The organism is Candidatus Nitrospira salsa (assembly GCF_965152625.1).
Window position 1 is genome coordinate 1344740 of sequence record NZ_CBCUCO010000004.1, and the last position, 19332, is coordinate 1364071.

The following is a 19332-nucleotide window of genomic DNA, read 5'->3' on the forward strand; positions in this document are numbered from 1 at the left end:
GGGCTTAATTCTCATTTACTCCCTCGCTTCGCTTTATGACGAATGATGGATGAACCCTCTGATAATGAGGGAGGGACCTCTACATTCAAGGGCTAGGGAGAGTAATCGATTTAGTTGATTCCCAGCGAAGGATATGACTTACCCATGAACATCCCAGGTTTCCCTCTAGCTCAAGGTTTATATAATCCCCAAAATGAGAAGGATGGGTGTGGAGTCGGCTTTATTGCACACATCAAAGGTGTGAAATCTCACGGCATTGTTCAGAATGGTCTACGGATCCTGGAAAACTTATATCATCGAGGCGCTCAAGGTTGTGATCCATGTACAGGAGATGGGGCTGGAATTCTTCTTCAGATTCCGCACCAATTCTTTAGCCGTGTCTTGAAAGATCAGGGAACGACCTTGCCTCAGTCTGGTAGCTATGGCGTAGGGATGGTCTACATGCCTCAGGAAGAGAAATCCCGACGGCAGTGTGACGTGTTGATAGAAAAGATCATTCGGGAAGAAGGTCAGGAATTTCTAGGATGGCGTGATGTGCCAGTCAAAGAGGAAGCCATCGGTGCTCAGGCGAGGACGACTCTTCCGGTTATTCGCCAGTTTTTTGTCGCACGTGATCTCCTCAATGAAGCACAATTTGAGCGAAAGCTGTATGTCATACGAAAACGTATCACGCATGCGATTCGAGAGTCGGCCATTGCAGATCGTGAACATGTCTACATCTGTAGTCTGTCAGGTCAGACGATTGTGTACAAAGGCATGTTGCTTCCACAGCAAGTTGGGATGTTTTATCCTGATCTGGCCGACCCCGCCTTTGTTTCTGCGCTGGCGTTAGTGCACTCTCGGTTTAGTACCAACACCTTTCCAACCTGGTCCTTGGCCCATCCCTATCGGTTTACGGTCCATAATGGTGAAATTAATACCCTGAAGGGTAATGTGAACTGGATGAGGGCGCGACAAGGTCGCTTAGCGTCAAAATTATTTGGTGATGATCTTCAGAAGCTCTTTCCGATAACAGATGATGAGATGCAAAGCGATTCAGCCTGCCTGGATAATGCGATTGAATTTCTTGTGATGGCTGGCCGTCCGCTTCCTCATGTCATGATGATGCTCATTCCTGAGCCTTGGGTCGGGAATCCGCAAATGGATCTAGATCGTCGTGGGTTTTATGAATATCATGCGGCCATGATGGAACCGTGGGATGGCCCTGCGGCCGTGTGCTTTACCGATGGAAAACTCATTGGGGCAACGTTGGATCGTAATGGCTTACGTCCTTGTCGATACCAAGTGACGACAGACGATTTGGTCGTGTTGGCATCCGAAGCCGGAGTGCTGCCTGCTGAACCAAAGAATATTCGTTCCAAAGGAAGGCTACAGCCTGGACGAATGTTTGTCGTTGATACCGTGGAAGGTCGGATCATTGATGATGAAGAGATAAAGTCGGATATGGTGAAACGGAAACCCTATCGACAATGGCTCACAGAGTATCGAGTGTCATTAGACGAGTTGCCAGAGCCCTTTAACGTTCCTCAGCCCGATCATCCGACCATTCGCCAGCGCCAACAGGCGTTTGGCTACACCATCGAAGAATTAAAAATGGTGTTGATTCCGATGGCGGTCACTGGGGAAGAACCCATTTCTTCCATGGGCACGGATACACCGCTAGCTGTGCTTTCACAGAGACCGCAATTACTCTTTAAGTATTTTAAGCAGCTCTTTGCCCAAGTGACCAATCCTCCGATCGATCCGATTCGCGAACATCTTGTGATGTCGCTCGTGACCAACATCGGTCCGAAACCGAATGTGATTGCAGAAGTCCCAGAGGCTTGTCGACGGATTAAATTGCAGCAACCAATTTTGACGAATGCGGAACTTCAAAAAATTCGAGACTTTGGAGATCCAAACTTTAAAAGTAAGACACTTTCCTTGCGCTTTCGAGTTGCAGAAGGTCCTGAAGGTTTGGCGTCTGCGTTAGATCAACTCTGCGCTCAAGCTTCTAAGGCTATCCAAGACGGAGAAAAATTTCTTATTTTGAGTGATCGCGGGGTCAACAGTGAGTGGGCTCCGATTCCCAGTTTGCTTGGAGTGTCTGCCGTACATCATCACTTGATTCGGCAAGAAACTCGTACGGAAGTTGGGTTGATATTAGAGACCGGTGAACCACGGGATGTTCATCATTTTGCGTGTTTAATCGGCTATGGTGCAGGTGCGATCAATCCATATCTGGTCTTTGAATCCCTCGTTGACATGGAACGGGAAGGATATCTTCCTGAGGGGGTTGATGCTCAAACGGCCGAAGGGAAATTCGTGAAAGCAGTGGACAAGGGACTGCTAAAGATATTTTCGAAAATGGGTATTTCGACACTCCAGTCCTATTGTGGAGCACAAATTTTTGAAGCGTTGGGCTTAAACCCTGAACTCATTGACCGGTACTTCACTGGGACTGCCTCTCGAATAGGAGGGATTGGGATTCGAGATATTGGAGAAGAAACATTGAGACGGCACTCGCTAGCCTATGAACCTGTGCCCCTTCGTCAACTCGATTTTGGAGGGGAAATTCACTATCGGATTCAGGGGGAACACCATAATTGGAATCCGGATGTTATCTATAAACTCCAACATTCTACGAAGACGAACGATCCGAAGACGTTTGCTGAATTTTCAACACTCGTGAATGAAGAGCAAAAGCGGCGGTCTACGCTTCGCGGGCTGTTTGACTTTTTCTTTGCAGAGACCCCTCTTTCTCTTGACGAGGTTGAACCAGCCAAAGACATTGTGAAACGATTTACGACCGGGGCTATGTCGTTTGGCGCGATCAGTAAGGAAGCGCATGAAACGCTCGCCATTGCGATGAATCGTCTGGGGGCCAAAAGCAATACGGGAGAAGGGGGAGAAGACCCAGAGCGTTTTGGCGTGCTGAACAATGGAGACTCCAAAAACTCCTACATTAAGCAAGTGGCCTCAGGACGATTTGGAGTGACCGCCCATTATTTAGTCAATGCCAAAGAGCTGCAAATCAAGATGGCGCAAGGCGCTAAACCTGGAGAAGGCGGGCAGTTGCCGGGCCATAAAGTTGATGAGGTGATTGCGCAGTTGCGTTATTCGACTCCAGGAGTGCAGCTCATATCTCCGCCTCCCCATCATGATATTTACTCGATTGAAGATCTTGCGCAATTAATCTTTGATTTAAAAAATTCCAATCCGGAAGCTGCCGTTTCCGTAAAGCTTGTCTCCGAAGTTGGCGTCGGAACTGTGGCTGCGGGGGTGTCGAAAGCGCATGCCGATAAGGTGTTAATCAGTGGAGATTCTGGGGGAACAGGGGCTTCTCCCCTTTCCTCCATCAAATATGCCGGGATCCCTTGGGAGTTAGGGTTGGCGGAAACCCATCAGACCTTAGTTCTGAATGATCTTCGCGGAAGAATCAGAGTGGAAACGGATGGTCAATTGCGAACAGGGCGTGATGTTGTGATTGCCGCTTTGCTTGGAGCTGAGGAGTTTGGATTTTCTACGGCCCCCTTGATTGTTGAAGGCTGTATCATGATGCGGAAATGCCATCTGAATACCTGTCCTGTTGGTGTGGCGACGCAAGACCCTGAATTACGAAAGCAATTTACCGGAAGCCCGGATCATGTCGTCAATTATTTCTTTTTCGTGGCAGAAGAAATTCGAGCCCTCATGGCCAAGCTAGGATTTCGAACTCTGAAGGATATGGTTGGACGAGTTGATAAGTTGCGCGTGCAGGCGGCGGTTGATCACTGGAAGGCGAAAGGGCTGGATTTGTCTCCATTGTTAACGAAGCCGAACGTCAGCCCAGATGTGGCGACCTCCTGTGTTCAAAAACAGGACCATGGGCTAACTCACATTTTAGACAATCGATTAGTTGAGTTGTGTCGTCCGGCGATTGATGAGGGTAAACCCGTTTCCCATGAACTCAACGTTCGCAATGTGAACAGAACGGTAGGAACCGTCTTATCCAGTCATGTGGCCAGAAAATACGGAGTGAAGGGTCTTCCTGAGGATACGATCAAGATTCGATTTGCAGGATCTGCCGGGCAGTCATTTGGAGCCTTTCTCTCAACAGGGATTACCCTCACCCTAGTGGGTGAGTCCAACGATTATCTTGGTAAAGGGTTGTCTGGTGGGAAAATTATTGTGATGCCGCCACCGGGGGTGACCTTTGTGCCGGAAGAAACCATTTTGATTGGGAATACGTCTCTGTATGGAGCAACGGGTGGAGAAGGGTATTTTTATGGGATGGCGGGTGAACGCTTCGCCGTTCGAAATAGTGGCGCGCGGACGGTGATTGAGGGCGTGGGTGATCATGGGTGTGAGTACATGACTGGTGGTGTCGTCGTGGTCCTTGGAAAGACTGGGCGAAACTTTGCGGCAGGAATGTCCGGTGGAGAAGCCTATGTCCTGAATGAAGCGGGAACCTTTGAGCTTCGTTGCAACTTGGGGATGGTTGAACTCGAAACGGTGTCAACGCCTGATGATAAGAAAGTCTTACGGACCATGATCGAATCCCATGTTCACTATACAGGGAGTCGAAAGGGCAAAATGATTTTAGAATCTTGGGATTCCATGCTTCCGAAATTTGTCAAAGTGATGCCGACCGATTATAAGCGTGTGTTGCAAGCGCGGAAGGCGGCGTTTGCCAAGGCTCATGCACAACGAGGATTGGAGATGGCTGGTCGTGGCTGATCCTAAAGGCTTTATGAAATTTACTCGAGAGGGGCCGCAACGGCGTCCTGTTGAGCTGCGTGTCTTGGATTGGAAAGAACTCTATGAGCCATTTCCTGATGAACGACTCAAGAATCAAGGGGCACGATGCATGGATTGCGGTGTACCGTTTTGCCAGAGTCCCTCGGGTTGTCCTGTCGTCAATTTGATTCCTGAATGGAATGATCTCGTCCAGCGAGGCCGCTGGAAAGATGCGCTGAAGGCTCTGCATACAACCAATAATTTCCCAGAATTTACCGGCCGGTTGTGTCCCGCACCCTGTGAATCCGCTTGTGTGCTGGGGATTAATCAAGATCCTGTTTCGATTCGAGTGATCGAATGGAACATTATTGATAAAGGATTTGACGAAGGCTGGGTGGAACCGGTTCTGCCGATTGTCGTGACTGGAAAGAGAGTGGCCATTGTGGGTTCTGGGCCGGCCGGCCTTGCGGCTGCTCAGCAATTAGTCAGAGCGGGTCATCACGTCACGGTCTATGAAAAGGCTGACCGGATCGGTGGTCTTTTACGGTACGGCATCCCGGATTTCAAAATGGAGAAATGGGTGCTTGATCGCCGGCTTGATCAAATGTTGGTCGAGGGTGTGAATTTTGAAACGAATGTGCATGTTGGTCACGATGTGACAATCGAGGCGCTTCGGAAAGATTTTGATGCCGTTCTGCTGACGCTTGGAGCGGAGCAACCTCGGGATTTACCGGTTCCAGGTCGTGAATTACAAGGTGTCCACTTTGCCATGGATTTTCTCACGCAACAAAATAAGCGTGTGGCAGGTGATACGATTACCGATGAGCCGATTACAGCCAAAGGGAAACGAGTCGTGATCATTGGAGGGGGAGACACCGGATCCGACTGCCTCGGGACCTCGCACCGGCATGGATGTATCGATGTCCATCAATTTGAACTGTTGCCCGAACCACCACCCACTCGTGCGACTACGACTCCTTGGCCTTTGTGGCCTATGCAATTGCGAACATCTCATGCTCATGAAGAGGGGTGTGACCGTCAATGGAGTGTGTCGACGACCAATTTTTCCGGTCATAATGGACATGTGACAAAACTTCATGCGCAACAAGTGCAATTTGAAAATGGAAAGATCATGCCTGTTGCAGGTACAGAATTTGAGATGAATGTCGATTTAGTTCTGTTAGCCATGGGGTTTACCGGGCCAGTCAAGCAGGGCCTGCTTGATGCCGCAGGAGTGCAGTATACGGCTCGAGGAAGTGTGGACGTGGATGAAAATTTTATGACGAATGTCGATGGGGTATTTGCTGCCGGAGACACCAAGCGAGGTGCGTCTCTGATTGTGTGGGCCATCGCAGAAGGCCGTAAAGCGGCGACCGGCATTCATCAATATCTCATGTCTGATAAAGCGAGTCGTTCTCGTTAGCCCTGCCTCTTCTCTTAATCTGATTATTGAGTCTGCCCTTCCTGATTTCCCCTTGTTCCTTGCCACTCGGTCGATCATGAATCTATTTGTCATATAGATGCTCAAATGAGCGAAAATAACAAAGAGTTTTTTCAGCGCGTTGGTCGTATTCCATTTCATGGGATTGGTCTTTCTGTTGATGTCTATACACCTGACATCTTTGAACTAACAGATCAATTAATCCACCACGGGTTGTCGTATGGGTATTTGGAAGTGTTTAAAGCTGATCAGAGCGCCCTCGACAAAGTCCGTTTCTGTCGACCTTCTGCTCTCCTGGAGTATCATGCTGATGGATTATGGGTGACGCAACCTGACTGGACCGATGTGTATCCATATGAAGATGAGCTAAGGACGGCTACGGCTCATCTTCGCAGTATGGGCTGTTTCTGGATCAACCAAGAATGTGCCACGAAGCAGATTGGAGGGCATTCGTTTGGGACGTATCTTCCTCCACTATTGCTGGAATCTTCAGCGTGTATGACGGCAAGCAACGTTGAGCTAGCTCAACGTTACCTGGATGAGCATTTTGGAGACAATACTTTGCATTCTCCTCTTTTTCTGCTCGAGACTCCTCCTCTCACCTATTTTATCCTTGGAAATCTGGGATACGCGGATTTTTTCCGCATGATTGCAGATCGGTGTGCCTGCGGGTTTGTTTTGGACATTGGGCATATCTGGACGGTCTATCGCTATACTGGGGTTTGGGAGAATCAGACGCTCGGGCAATTTTTGGAGGAATTTCTCAATGAATTCCCGATGGAGCGTGTCGTGCAGATTCACATTGCCGGTTTAGATTGCCACCCTGCTGTACCGCATGAAGCTCGGGGGCATGCCTGTTTGCCAAACTGGATTGACGCACATCACGCCCCAATTCCTTCTATGTTATTTGAAATGCTCGAGCAAGTGCTGTCTCATCCTGAATTGAGCAATGTGAAGGGATTGGCCATGGAAGTCGATACAAAAGGCATTGATCTCATTGTGCGGGAGTATGCGTGGCTTCGTGGGCGATTTGCAACGTGGGAGCAGCAAGAACGCGGAAAGCAGCAGCCGGTGTTCGAGTCGAGGCCTCAGATCGAACCGTTTGCCCATCGGACACATCCTTCTGCGTGCGGAACCGATAGGCACCTTTCGTATCAATATGAGGACTATGTTCGGTTGGTGACGTGCCTAGAAAAAGACGATGTGGTAATTTTGAACACTAACAATATCCATGATGTCAATGAGTTGGATAGTTATCGCCGCTATTATTTGCCGCACGAAATTTCAGAATGGGGCGGGCAGCTTAAGGATATGTTTCCCCGCTCCTTTCGTACTCTGGAGGGCTTGGGTCTGGAGATTGAAGGTTTTAAGGACTACTGGTATTTACATCCGCAGCGCGTTTGCGAACCGTATGATTTTTTCCTCCTAAAAATTCAATACTTTGTCGAATATATTCAGGCGATGTATCCGCAAGGAGCGGACCAGGTTTCTCTGGAAGCCATGGAACTACGTAATGGCTATGCCTTGTCATGTCAGTTGAATGAATCGTCGATGTTTTATGATCGAGGCAGATGACTGTGATCTCAGAGTGTTCGTGGCAGTGAATCGCGTCCAGCTTCTCACACGTTATTGAGTTCCTTGTTGTTTTGGTAAGGAGTGAGGCCACCTATGGGTGAACAAAGAGAGTCCGGAAATTCTTGGGGAGAACTCCTACTCTTTTTTGAGAGGTTTTGGAGGCTGGGTTAGGTGCTGTTGAATTTCTCTGATTAATCGACTCTCGATTTCTTTGACTTCAAGTTTGCTGGCATCGAGAAGTTGTCCGCGTTGGGAAAGCTTTTCAAATCCGGCTTTCACCCATACCTGTGAATCGTGTTCTGTTTGTTTGTCGATAGTGAGAATGTACTGATTCCTAAATCCTGTGACTTCAATTGATGCGGGCGGTGACGTTTTCCTATTGGTGATATACACGGCTTTTTGATCGGTTTTCATGCTTGCCAAGATAGTGTATCCGTTCCCGGCCAACGTTGTCCGAGCCACGTCAACAACAGTGGAGAACGGGTAATCTAGGGTTTCTGATTTTCCCTCATGCCGCTGTACCATAAGTCCTGCTCGCCATTGTTTTCGCTGAGTCCGTAACCAACTGGCATCTCCTCGGAGCTTTTTGTTTTCCTGCTCGAGTGTTTTTAGGTGAGTCGTCTCATTTGTGTTGCCCACGGAGATATTCTTGATTGTCTCTTCTTTTTCTTTCAGTTTTTGCTCGTATTGTTCCTGAGCTTGTCGAGCTTCACGGTTTAATAAGTCAATTTGTTGCTGAATAGCCTTATTGCCTTCCTGGAGGGAAAAGAGGACAGACTCGAGTTTGGCCACCTGCTTTCTCAGCTGCAGGTTTTCTTGTTTGAGCGAACCCGTGTTGTCCGTTGGGCAGCCGACTAGAAACAGCATTCCAGTACACGCAATACAGAAGGTAAGACGAGAAAGGTTGAGTTTCTGAGGGTAGCGTGTGAGCAATTGGTAATCGGTCAAGAATGACCAAAGTTTTGTCACGTTCACCGGATCAGTAGATTTGCCATGTGGATGAGTCTAGAGGAAAGAATCCAGCCTAATGTGCTTGCAGAATCTTATTGTATGCTGATTACCAGACTATTTCAAATGTTGTGGTATGTAAAGGTCGCAAAGACATATTGACCCTCGAGAGGTGAGGGGCTATGCTTTTGGTTCTTATCTTTTTGGATACGGTGTGACACATTTCTATGGCAACACTCATACGCAAAACCTTTTCCGTTCCTCCGTTATCCTGTAATTGTTCAATTCTTGGAGATTCAGAAACGAAGCAAGCGGTGGTGGTCGATCCTGGAGGGAATGCCGAACGAATTCTGAGAGAGGTGAACGAGCTTGGGTTAACGGTTAGCTTGATTCTCCATACCCATGCGCATTTTGATCATTTTCTTGCGTCTGGGGCGATACAGCAGTCCACTCAGGCTCCGATTGGGCTTCATCAAGATGATCGGCAACTTTGGGACATGCTAGAGGTTCAATGCCAAATGTTTGGAGTGCCGTATACCCCTGTTCCTTCCCCCAATGCCTGGTTGGTGGATGAAGAGTCCTTCAAGGTTGGTGAATTTGCTGGGACTGTCATGCATACGCCAGGTCATACTCCTGGTTCTCTGTGTTTTTACTTTTCCCAGAATAATTTAGTTCTTTCTGGGGATACCTTATTTCGTGGAGGAATTGGTCGGACGGATTTGTGGGGTGGAGATCCCTATGCAATAGAAGAGTCCATCCGAGAGCGTCTGTATACATTGAACGAAAATACCGTGGTTGTGCCAGGGCATGGTCGTGAAACACAGATTGGGATTGAACGGCAATCCAACGCATTTATCACGGGCTAAGGGTTGCTGAGTCGGTACCTGATAGTCGAAATCTCAAGGAGAACCCCTATGTGAGGTGTACCCGTGATGAGATGGACGTTGGTTTTGCTTCTTAGTGTCGGAATGGGAGTAGGCGTCAATGCTCAAGAGAAGTTTGAGAGCGAGGACGAGGAGGTGGTAATTGAAAACGTCGAAGTACGTGTGACACCCCAAGGTCCTGTGGTTCTGCTGGAAGCGAGAGAAAGGGCTATCCCGATCTATGTTGACCCAACGGTTGCCGGTTCGATTCAAGGAGCATTAAATGGTCTTAAATTTCCTCGCCCTCTCTCCCATGACCTCATGCATACGATGTTAGAGGCCTATAGTATCCAAGTAGACAGAGTCTTTATTTCCTTAAAAGATGGAGTCTATTATGCGACCATGACGTTGTCCTTAAATGGACAACTCAAAATATTTGATAGTCGGTCGTCAGATGCGATTGCCTTGGCAGTTCATTTTCATACCCCTATTGTGGTATCACGAACCTTGCTTGAGTCAGCGGGAAATCCTCGCGATGATGAAGATGATAAAAAAGAAGGGCAAGTGCAATTGTAAGTTGACCTTTGGTCTCCGTTTTACCGTTGGTACAGGAAAAAGTTTCTGATCGTCGTCATCGATTTTCTCGACTAGGTCCTTCATCCTTGTTCTAGTAGGATAAGGGCTTGTTTTCATCGGTGGTTTCAGGGCAGATCGTGGAAGATCCTTCTTGCGTCCTGCGATGGCATATGCTATAACGGACCCTCTTTTTGAGAATGAGCATTAGGGTAATTGGAAGGCCCTTCGTTTTAGAACTGGTAACTCTTTTATTATTAACAAGCTTTTCATGGGGAGGTAGGCGATGCACAGAGTGCTTCTATCCGTCCTTTTAAGTCTTGTGCTAGTTGCGGCTGGATCAACAGGTGCACTAGCCCTGCAGTCTGGTGGTGTGGAAATCGGTGACCTTGAAACTGGCTCAGTCGTCGGGCAATCATTTAAGGCCTTAGACGTTGATCTCGAGTTCACCGCAATGATGGTTGGTGGTAAAAAGGTGTGGTATCCCCCAACTTCCGTGTTGAATCTCACAAAATCGGGAACAGGGGGACGAGCTGGTCGACCCGTGTTGCTAAAAGTCACCAACTCGCTTGATACCGAACATGGTTTTAATTTATCAGCCGATTCTGAGCAGGCTGGACCATGGGTGATGGATATCAAAATTGTGTTAAAGCCAGGGGAGACCAAATACATTGGTGTTCCAACCAGCGATCTGACGTATGTGACTGCAAGCAATACGTTGAAGTATTCGTGCCAACTACATGATAGTCACCTTGGCGGGCAATTGTTAATTTTGCGTTAGAAAACGCTTGGCTCTCGGATGAGAGCCGTTGCAGATACGTGTTGAAAAAGCCCCATTCTCATCAGGAGAATGGGGCTTTTTTATTGGAAGTGTCTATTGAAAGAATGAAGGAATGATGTTTAAACTTCTTGCTCTTTTTTGCATTTGACTTCAGCATTAAGAGGAATCTTCTGTGCGCCAAAAAACTCACCATTGACGATCAGAATCAAGAATCGGTGTTGGTCTTTTTCTTTATTGGCTTCACCTTGAAGGGTCGTGTTAATATCAACCACCATTTCGTGTTGAGATTCTGTTGTTGTATCGTTAATGACCCAAAAGTAATGGCTTCCTTTGGGATAGATTTTTTCTACGAAGCCATTAATGGCTTGAGAGACATTGGTGAGATTGGCAATGCTTGTTGAGGTTTGCCCAAATAGCAAAGTCAGCAGGGTTATGGTCATTAAAAAGGTACCCTTCATTACGAGCCTCCTTTTTTAGAATCGGGTTTTTATTCAGCAGAGACCTTTTGTTGTTATCATTCATTTATCGGACTTATAGAACAAAAACTCAATAACATCATAGCCATAATCCAGATTATGAGCAATAGGGCAAGGTGGCTGTGAGAGTTGTTGCATGCCTTTCCGCTACAGTCAGCATGAAGGCTTCTGAGTTGTCAGGGGCTTTGTCGATACTGAAATCTTGCCTTGATGCTGGAAAATTTCTTGTTCTTGTACATGTATTCTATTTTGTTGTGCTGCTCCGATTCTGGTCGGTTGAATATCTCCTTGCGGAAGATTGCCAATAAACATCATTGAAGTCTGTAGTATGTGTTGTCGTCCATGATCCAAACGTTCTTTATTCACACCGTATAAGCCAATCCAGCTGAAGGTACGATGTCTGCTTTTTTTCAGGATCAACCGCATAAAAAACGACTGTTTTTTTTGATCATTATGTCTCTGCTTCTCATTAGCGGAGCCCTTCTTTTTAATCGTCCTGAACAAACGAAAAGCATTCATGTGTCCTTTCCCAACGGTCAGGTGTTAAAGGCCGAAGTGGCCGATACGCCAGAGAAACTACTGTTTGGTCTTGCATTTCGCAATCATTTAGAAGATGACGAAGGCATGCTGTATATTTTTGATGAATCGGCAAGCCATCAAGTTTGGACGAAAGAATTTCGTATTCCGGTTGATATACTATGGGTCGATGAAAGTAAATTAGTCGTGCATATCGTAGAGGCCGCTCCTCCCTGTTCAAGTGATCCTTGTCCTTGGTACGGCCCTCCACCTCAGAATGCTCGCTATGTGATTGAAGCCAATGCGGGGTTTATCAAAAAAACTGAAGTCAAGTTGGGTGAACCATTAAAGTTTATTCTCCGTATGTAGTGAATATGACGCAAAAGATTGATGTGATTCACTCTTCTAAGGATTATCTGTGGAATCGAAACGTAACGAAAACAAATTAGAGGAGTTTATCCCCATTGCGCGTATCGATGAGGTTCCCGAAGGAAAGGGGCGCGTGATTAAGGTCAATGATAAGTCTGTGGCACTTTTTCGTGTAGCGGGGAAATTCTATGCGATTAATAATATTTGTCCTCATCAAGGAGGGCCGCTCGGAAAAGGAAAGGTCAAAAAGTATTTGGTAACGTGCCCCTGGCATGATTTGCAATTTGATATCCGAAGTGGGTTTGGGGGCGATGGCGGCGGCAACTGTGTGGCAAGTTATCAAGTGCGGGTGCAGGACGATCAAGTTTATGTGTGTCTTCAAACGCGGGATGTGTGGTCATTAGAGTAATTTTAGTGCCGACGAAGGCTTCGAGACGTGTTTTTCGTGATCACGGGTAGAGGGAAAAGAGCATGGATCAGCAATCAGACAGTGGGGTAACGGATACAACGAAACAAGACGGCGTTAAGCTTCTTCAGGTGAAAAAGGGAGAGACGTTTACGGTCAAGTTGTGGGAGGATCGTACTCGGGGGGAGCAGTGGGTGCCTGCGTATGATGCAAAGGCATTAGTGCTGCTTGAAGATGATTTTCTCCGTACGACGAGTAATAATGCCGTTGATTCCGGTAGCCGATCATTTGAGTTTCAAGCGCGAGAGGTTGGTCGGTATTTCCTCGAATTTAATAAACGAATGGCGTGGAAATTTACCGCTGAAGACCGTCGAGTTTTTTCAGTGACTGTCGACGAGTAACCGCGAGAGACGTTAAAGAGTTTATGCCAAATATTGGTTATTTAAATGGTCAGTTTATGCCTTTAGAGCAGGTCTGTGTCTCGGCGGAAGATCGGGGTTATCAGTTTGGAGATGGGGTGTATGAAGTGATTCGGACGTATCAGGGATGTCTCTTCTATCTTGAAGAACATTTAGCTCGATTGGAGAGGAGTGCCAGCGAGATTCATATTCCGCTTCCGCTCAAACGGCATGAATGGGAACCGGCTATTCTTCTGGGAGTCAAACAAAGTGGTTATGCCAATTGTAAAGTGTATATACAAGTGACAAGAGGGGCTGCACCACGCGAACACCAATTTCCTGCGGCTCTCTCTCCCACCGTCCTGATGACTTTTCGAGAACTGCCTGAGTTTGATGTACATTTACGAGCCAAGGGTGTGCATGCGATTACCCTTCCTGATATCCGCTGGGGACGATGTGACATTAAAAGCCTCAATCTTCTTCCGAATGTGTTAGCAAAGCAAAAGGCGGCAGAGGCTGGAGCTTTCGAAGCGATCTTCGTTCGCGATGAAGTTGTGACCGAAGGGGCTGCCAGTAATCTCATGATTGTGAAAGACGGTGTGATTAGTACTGCAGAACTCAATCAACAAATTCTTGCCGGGGTTACGCTTTTGTGTGTCATCGAGCTTGCTCGAGCGCATGGGTATGAAGTTCAGGAGCGGGTCATACGGCTTTCGGAGCTTGATGATGTCGATGAGATGTTTCTTGTGGGAACGACGATCGAAGTCTTGCCTGTGACTCAACTCAATAATCAAACCGTGGGTGATGGATCGCCTGGACCTGTGACTCAATCATTAATGACGCTGTTTTCCGAAACTGTTGAAAAAACATTCACAATTCCGCTACGGTAAATTTCCCAATGCAGGCGTTTTTGGTCTGTGTTTTATAGCTGTCGAAGGTTGTTCCATTAGTTTTTAAGGTGGACTTGACTCTCATACGACTTTTTAAGTACCTTTTTCCTTCTCGCCATTAGAAGTAGGTCTTATGTGTATCCGAAATTCAGAGTTTCTCTCATACTTAAAAATTTAGTTACTGTCTATGGTTGTTGACATTTCTTTCGCTGTTAAGGAGGCCGGTCAATGTTTTATCAGAAGTTTTCATTGAATCCGTCACTCAGGTGGTTAGGTGTATGTGCTGCTGCCTTGGTTTCCATGCCGCTTGCATTCGTTGGAGCTGAAACATCGGACACGAAGTCCATGATTCATAAGGCTGGGATGACTCATCAAAATTCTCCTGGTTGGGCAGAGAAACTCAAAGGGCAGACGATTGTCGAGAATTCGGTGGAAGGAAGAGCCGAACGTGCTGCCTTAGTTGAGCTTCAACATCAACGAATGATGGAGCAGATGGAAAAGCAGATGGCTCATACGCCGAACAGCGGAGCCTTCAATTCGATGTCAATGATGCATCAGTATGGTGCCGGAAGGGAGAACGGTCTTCTGATGAGCAACCCTGGTGGAGAGCCTGTCTCCGGCTCTGGGGGGCTGTGTCCCAAGTCCGCTCCTGTCAAGGAATATGATATTTCTGCGATTAACGCAGAAGTAACCCTGAATCAATGGTTAGACTACTATCCCGGGTATATGTATGTCCTGACAGAGAACATTGAAAAAGTAAGAGAAGAAGAAGCGAAAAATGCTGAAGCGCGGGAGTCTGAAGGACACACTGATCCAGGTGGAGTGAAAAACGGCATACAAGATCAGTGGATTCAACCCTTGGTGATAAGAGGAAATCAAGGAGATTGCGTCAAGTTTACTCTCAGAAATCAATTAGAGTTTGGCGAAGATGTGAGTTTGCACATCAATGGCTCCGACATGGTGATGAGCAAGACCGGGCAGCCAGCCACCACGACCAATCCCGATGCTATTGCTGTTGGAGAGATGGACGATGAATTTGAGGAAGAAGAAGAAAGTGAAGGGCCAAAAGGATCCTCTGTTATAGAGATGGAGTGGTATATTAAGCCTGATATGCAAGAGGGCGCGAAGCAGTTCCACAGCTACAGCAATGACCGAGAATTAACGGTGCTAGGAATGATGGGGACATTTGTTGTCGAGCCCGCTGGTTCCAAGTACTGGGAGCCACTTGGCGAAGGCGAACCGACTGAAGCCAGAAGTGGTTGGCAAGTCATGATTGACACGCCAAATGGACCTGACTTTAGAGAGTTCATTCTAATTTATCACGAAATCGGCGATGAAGCATTTCGACCGGTCAACAAGCACGGTGATTTCTTGCCGCAACGTGACCCATTAACGGATGTGTATCGCCCCGGAGCCCGTGCTCTAAATTTCAGAAGCGAACCATTCGGCATCAACAATATGCACGTTCAGCATGAATATTTTGGATTTGAAGATGAATCAGAAGGATATAGCAGTTATACCTATGGGGATGCCTCCCCTACGATTCCACGGAGTTATCTTGGGGATCCCGCAAAGTTCCGTATTGTTCATGGTGGGTCTGAGGTGTTTCATTCTCATCACCCCCATGGCGGATCGATCCGTTGGCAACGCAGCCCACGGGCTACGCAAATGCCTGTCTGGAATACCGGACAAAATGGACCGGTGAAGTATCCAGTTATTCGAACCAAATCCGACCGAGTAGATGTTGAAGGTATTGGACCGTCTGAAGCCCTTGATCTTGAGACCGAATGTGGTTCTGGTCTGTGTCAATGGCTTGCCGGGGACTTTTTATTCCACTGTCATGTTGCCCATCACTATGTGGCTGGAATGTGGGGATATTGGCGTGTTTACAATACCTTACAAGTCCCTGGATTTCACAACGACGTGATGCCGCCACTTCGTGAGCTGCCAGATCGTGTGGACCGTATTCATAAGCCTGTCACCTCAGACAAGCTCGTTGGCACCACGGTCAACTGGTTTGGTACCAAGTTTAAAATTGTTGAAACCGGAAAAAGCAATTGGAAATCTGATCCACGAGTGGTCAATATTAACGACTGGGTAGAAATGCAGCTCGTGAATCAAGGGAAACCTGGTCACAAAGATGATCAAAAAGGTCAACTCCAATCCTACGATGCCACAGTCATGGACTGGGTTTGGGACGGCAATAAAGCGATGAGTGAAAAAGAAGCCGACATTGGGCCGAACCCCAAGTATCAACCTGAATGGCAGGGGTATAAGGCGGGGGAGCGTCGACCAATTTGGTTTGAACCGAAAACAGGAAAAGTGGCATGGCCATGGTTGACTCCGCACTTTGGAAAGCGGCCACCATTTTCACCTGATCATAATCCTGCTCCATGGTTAGAGCCAATCCGTTTTGACGACGAGGGTAAGCGGACGGTGAATCCAGCAAAACCTGGAGAAAACGGCCGTTGGAGCTTATGCCCAGACCGAGCAGGGTCTCAAAAATATAATATCCACTTTATTAAATTGCCGATTGAATTGTCAGCGGCACAAGGCAAGGAGGAGCCGATTGTCGACCCTCATGGCCTTTTGTATGTTGTTCATGAGGAAGAGGAAGCTATTCGAGCGAATAATGATTTGAAGTTACCGTTGGTCATTCGTGCCAATATGTACGATTGTATGGATTGGACATTAACTAGTGAATGGGAAGATGACGATATTACGAATTTCCAATCGTCGAAAATCAACACCCATTTTCACTTTGTACAATTTGACAATCAGTCTTCAGATGGTGTGATTTCAGGTTTTTCGTATGAGCAATCCATGCGGCCCTTTACGATGTTTGAAAAGAAAACGAAAAAAGGGTTGCCGGTACCAATGAATGCGAAACTGACAAAAGCCGCCAAGAAAGGCGACAAAACCATTCACCTCACGAATGCCAAACAATATCATGTAGGGACCTTAATCCTGGTTGGAGTCGATAATGTCGGGCATGATGAGATCAAGCGGATCGTAGCTATTGGGGGAGATGGTGCATCGGCCTCTGGGGGAAGCTCGAGTGCTGATAGTTACACAGTAAGTCCTGGTGATTCCCTGGGAGCCATAGCTAGTTCGCTTGGAACAACGGTTAGTGAATTGAAGTCTCTTAATGATCTTGGAGATGCGAATGTCATAAAAGTCGGACAAAAGTTAAAAGTCCCGGGTGGGGGAGATAGCTCGTCAGCCCCTGCTTCTTCTGGTGGTGAAACGCTGACGTTCGATAAGCCGTTGGCGCACGATCACCCCGTCGACGATATCGTGACAGTCGAATTTGTTCGTCAACGCTTCTGGGCAGACTCAGATGTCGGTTCGGTGTTCTGTCACGATCACGCATTTGGTGGAACAACCTGGCCTCATGGAGCGGTGTGTACGTTCTTGATCGAACCGTTTGGTTCAACTTGGCATGATCCAAAGACTGGGAAACCGACTCGTACGGGACCAGTAGCAGATATTCATACCATTGAACGTGTCGGACATGATGTAGCTGGAAGTTTCCGTGAGTTGGTTGTGCATATCATGGATACGGTTCCACATACGGTGAATGTGGTGACGGCTGGGAATCCTCCTGGTCAACCCATTGAAGTGGCATTGGAAGCTGGACGGACAGTATCGTTTATTATGCCGCCCAATGAAAAAATTAAAATGACGCCCATGCCATTCTTGAATGGTGGAACGCACACAACCGGTGGCGCTTTTAACTTCCGCGCTGAGCCATTTGCTCAACGATTGGCCAACAATCCGGATATGTCGCAAATCTTTAGCAGCACGGTCCATGGTGAGCCAAGCACGCCGATGATTCGTGCTTATTTGGGAGATGCGATTGTCTTTCGTTTGGTCGATGTAACGCAGAACGAAAGTAATGTATTTACGGTGTCTGGGCACACGTTCTGGACGGAACGGTATGCGCATGATGCAAATAGAAAGAATTCAATTCATATCACCATAGCTGAACGGTATGACCTTGTTGTGGCTGAAGCCGGAGGGCCTCGCCATCAAGCTGGTGATTACATGTACTTCAACGGTCGAAGTTCAAAGTTATCTGAAGGTTCATGGGGGCTCATTCGAGTTCTTGATGAACCTGTAGATGACTTACAGCCTCTTCCAAATAAAGCCTATGGCAAGGAAGGGATGCCGAAGCCACTTCCTGTGTGTCCAAAAGATGCAACAGAAAAGGTCTTTAATGTGGCAGCCATTGATTTTCCATCAATGACCTTTAACCCGAATGTTGAAGAAGCTATTGAAGTGGACTTCGAACGTAAAATAGAAGTGCAAAATCCAGATGCGAAAATCTATGTTCTAGAAGAAGAGGTGAGCAAAGTCTCTGGTGATTACCATCCAATGCCGCTCACGTTGCGGGCAAATGTGGGTGATTGCATTAAGGTGAATCTTACGAACAAGATGAAGGAAAGCCGTGCTTCGTTCTCAGCCTTTGGGTTAGCCTTTGATCCCAAAGATTCGCAAGGCCTGAACCTTGGGAATAACCCAGGGGAGCAAACTGTGGCTCCTGGTGAGAAGCGAACCTATACCTACTATGCCGATCCGTTTATCGGCGAAACACAGTCTTTGGTATGGGATTTCGGAAACGTGGCCATGAATCCACGAAATGGATTATTTGGTGCCATTATCGTTGGTCCTAAAGGGTCTCAATATCGTGATCCGAAGACAGGGGCTGACGTGTCCTTGAAGAATGCGTGGTCAGCTGATGTGATTGTGGACCGTACGATTCAAGGTAATGAGAAGCGTAAGAACTATCGGGATGTGGCTTTATTCTTCCAGGATGAAGACAACATCATCGGAACCAGCTTCATGCCATATGTTCAAAATGTCGCAGGGCTTGTTGGGATCAACTATAGAAATGAACCATATCTGTATCGTGAAGAAGAGGGGTGTTCATTGGGTCGTATGTTCCAACCTTGTGAGGTTGATGATCCAAAGGATCCTGCAACGCCAGTTATTATGTCCCATGCAGGTGACCCTGTTCGCATCCATGTGTTCGGAGCAAGCAGTGAACAAAACGGGATGTTTACACTGGAAAAACATGAGTGGCCAATTGAGCCATTTATGGAAGGTGCGGATATGATCAGTACTGTCGAGTTTGCAGGATCAGAGAGTATTGATGCGTTTGTTCCTTCCGCGGGCGGTAACTATGCCCTTCCTGGTGATTATATTTATGGTAATGCTCGACTTCCTTATTCCCAGTCTGGGCAATGGGGTTATTTACGGGTGTTACCTGAAGGTGATCAGCGTATTCTGCCTTTAAGCGGTAAGAAAGGTAGTATGCAAGAAGCGAAGGCATTGGAAGGTGCAGCAATTAAGCCAGTAAAATTTAAATAAACTTTACTGCTTGATACGGTACGCT

Annotated in this window: 13 protein-coding genes; 11 read left to right on the top strand and 2 right to left on the bottom strand. The window is 47.2% G+C overall.

Annotation, left to right across the window (positions count from 1 at the left end; translation table 11 throughout):
* Positions 1-144 precede the first annotated feature (144 nt).
* The 3 genes from gltB (at position 145) to ACWQXP_RS20410 (ending at position 7714) form a co-directional block, all read left to right on the top strand.
* Complete coding sequence (gene gltB / locus ACWQXP_RS20400) at positions 145-4698, top strand: glutamate synthase large subunit (protein ID WP_454064679.1); 4554 nt, start codon at positions 145-147, stop codon at positions 4696-4698.
* A complete protein-coding gene (locus ACWQXP_RS20405) occupies positions 4691-6121 on the top strand; it encodes a glutamate synthase subunit beta (protein WP_454064680.1) in 1431 nt (476 codons plus the stop codon). Before gltB ends, ACWQXP_RS20405 begins: the two co-directional genes overlap by 8 nt.
* A 105-nt stretch (positions 6122-6226) precedes the next feature.
* Entirely contained in the window at positions 6227-7714 is a 1488-nt protein-coding gene (locus ACWQXP_RS20410) for a multinuclear nonheme iron-dependent oxidase (protein ID WP_454064681.1), read from the top strand.
* Positions 7715-7849: 135 nt separating this feature from the next.
* Here ACWQXP_RS20410 and ACWQXP_RS20415 read toward each other — a convergent pair whose 3' ends face one another.
* Positions 7850-8683 carry a hypothetical protein gene (locus tag ACWQXP_RS20415; RefSeq protein ID WP_454064682.1) on the bottom strand — a complete coding sequence of 278 codons (834 nt, stop codon included), beginning with the start codon at positions 8681-8683 and terminating at the stop codon, positions 7850-7852.
* 206 nt (positions 8684-8889) lie between these two features.
* Between ACWQXP_RS20415 and ACWQXP_RS20420 the strand changes: the two genes are divergently transcribed.
* The 3 genes from ACWQXP_RS20420 (at position 8890) to ACWQXP_RS20430 (ending at position 10879) form a co-directional block, all read left to right on the top strand.
* A complete protein-coding gene (locus ACWQXP_RS20420) occupies positions 8890-9528 on the top strand; it encodes an MBL fold metallo-hydrolase (protein WP_454064683.1) in 639 nt (212 codons plus the stop codon).
* A gap of 66 nt (positions 9529-9594) precedes the next feature.
* The gene (locus ACWQXP_RS20425; protein WP_454064684.1) at positions 9595-10101 is read left to right on the top strand and encodes a bifunctional nuclease family protein; all 507 of its coding nucleotides are present in this window, start codon (positions 9595-9597) and stop codon (positions 10099-10101) included.
* Positions 10102-10384: 283 nt separating this feature from the next.
* Positions 10385-10879 carry a hypothetical protein gene (locus ACWQXP_RS20430; protein WP_454064685.1) on the top strand — a complete coding sequence of 165 codons (495 nt, stop codon included), beginning with the start codon at positions 10385-10387 and terminating at the stop codon, positions 10877-10879.
* 119 nt (positions 10880-10998) lie between these two features.
* Here ACWQXP_RS20430 and ACWQXP_RS20435 read toward each other — a convergent pair whose 3' ends face one another.
* A complete protein-coding gene (locus tag ACWQXP_RS20435) occupies positions 10999-11337 on the bottom strand; it encodes a hypothetical protein (RefSeq protein ID WP_454064686.1) in 339 nt (112 codons plus the stop codon).
* A 414-nt stretch (positions 11338-11751) separates the two neighbouring features.
* On the opposite strand from ACWQXP_RS20435, the gene ACWQXP_RS20440 reads away from it, so the two are divergent.
* The 5 genes from ACWQXP_RS20440 (at position 11752) to ACWQXP_RS20460 (ending at position 19307) form a co-directional block, all read left to right on the top strand.
* Positions 11752-12240 carry a DUF192 domain-containing protein gene (locus ACWQXP_RS20440; RefSeq protein ID WP_454064687.1) on the top strand — a complete coding sequence of 163 codons (489 nt, stop codon included), beginning with the start codon at positions 11752-11754 and terminating at the stop codon, positions 12238-12240.
* Between the two features lie 49 nt (positions 12241-12289).
* Positions 12290-12649 (top strand): nitrite reductase small subunit NirD, encoded by a 360-nt coding sequence (gene nirD, locus ACWQXP_RS20445; protein ID WP_454064688.1) that lies wholly within the window; start codon positions 12290-12292, stop codon positions 12647-12649.
* Between the two features lie 62 nt (positions 12650-12711).
* Positions 12712-13047, top strand: coding sequence for a protease inhibitor I42 family protein (locus tag ACWQXP_RS20450; protein WP_454064689.1), 336 nt, complete (start codon positions 12712-12714; stop codon positions 13045-13047).
* 23 nt (positions 13048-13070) lie between these two features.
* Positions 13071-13934: a D-amino-acid transaminase gene (gene dat / locus ACWQXP_RS20455; protein WP_454064690.1), complete on the top strand. Its 864-nt coding sequence runs from the start codon at positions 13071-13073 to the stop codon at positions 13932-13934.
* 228 nt (positions 13935-14162) lie between these two features.
* Entirely contained in the window at positions 14163-19307 is a 5145-nt protein-coding gene (locus ACWQXP_RS20460) for a LysM peptidoglycan-binding domain-containing protein (RefSeq protein ID WP_454064691.1), read from the top strand.
* Positions 19308-19332: the final 25 nt, after the last annotated feature.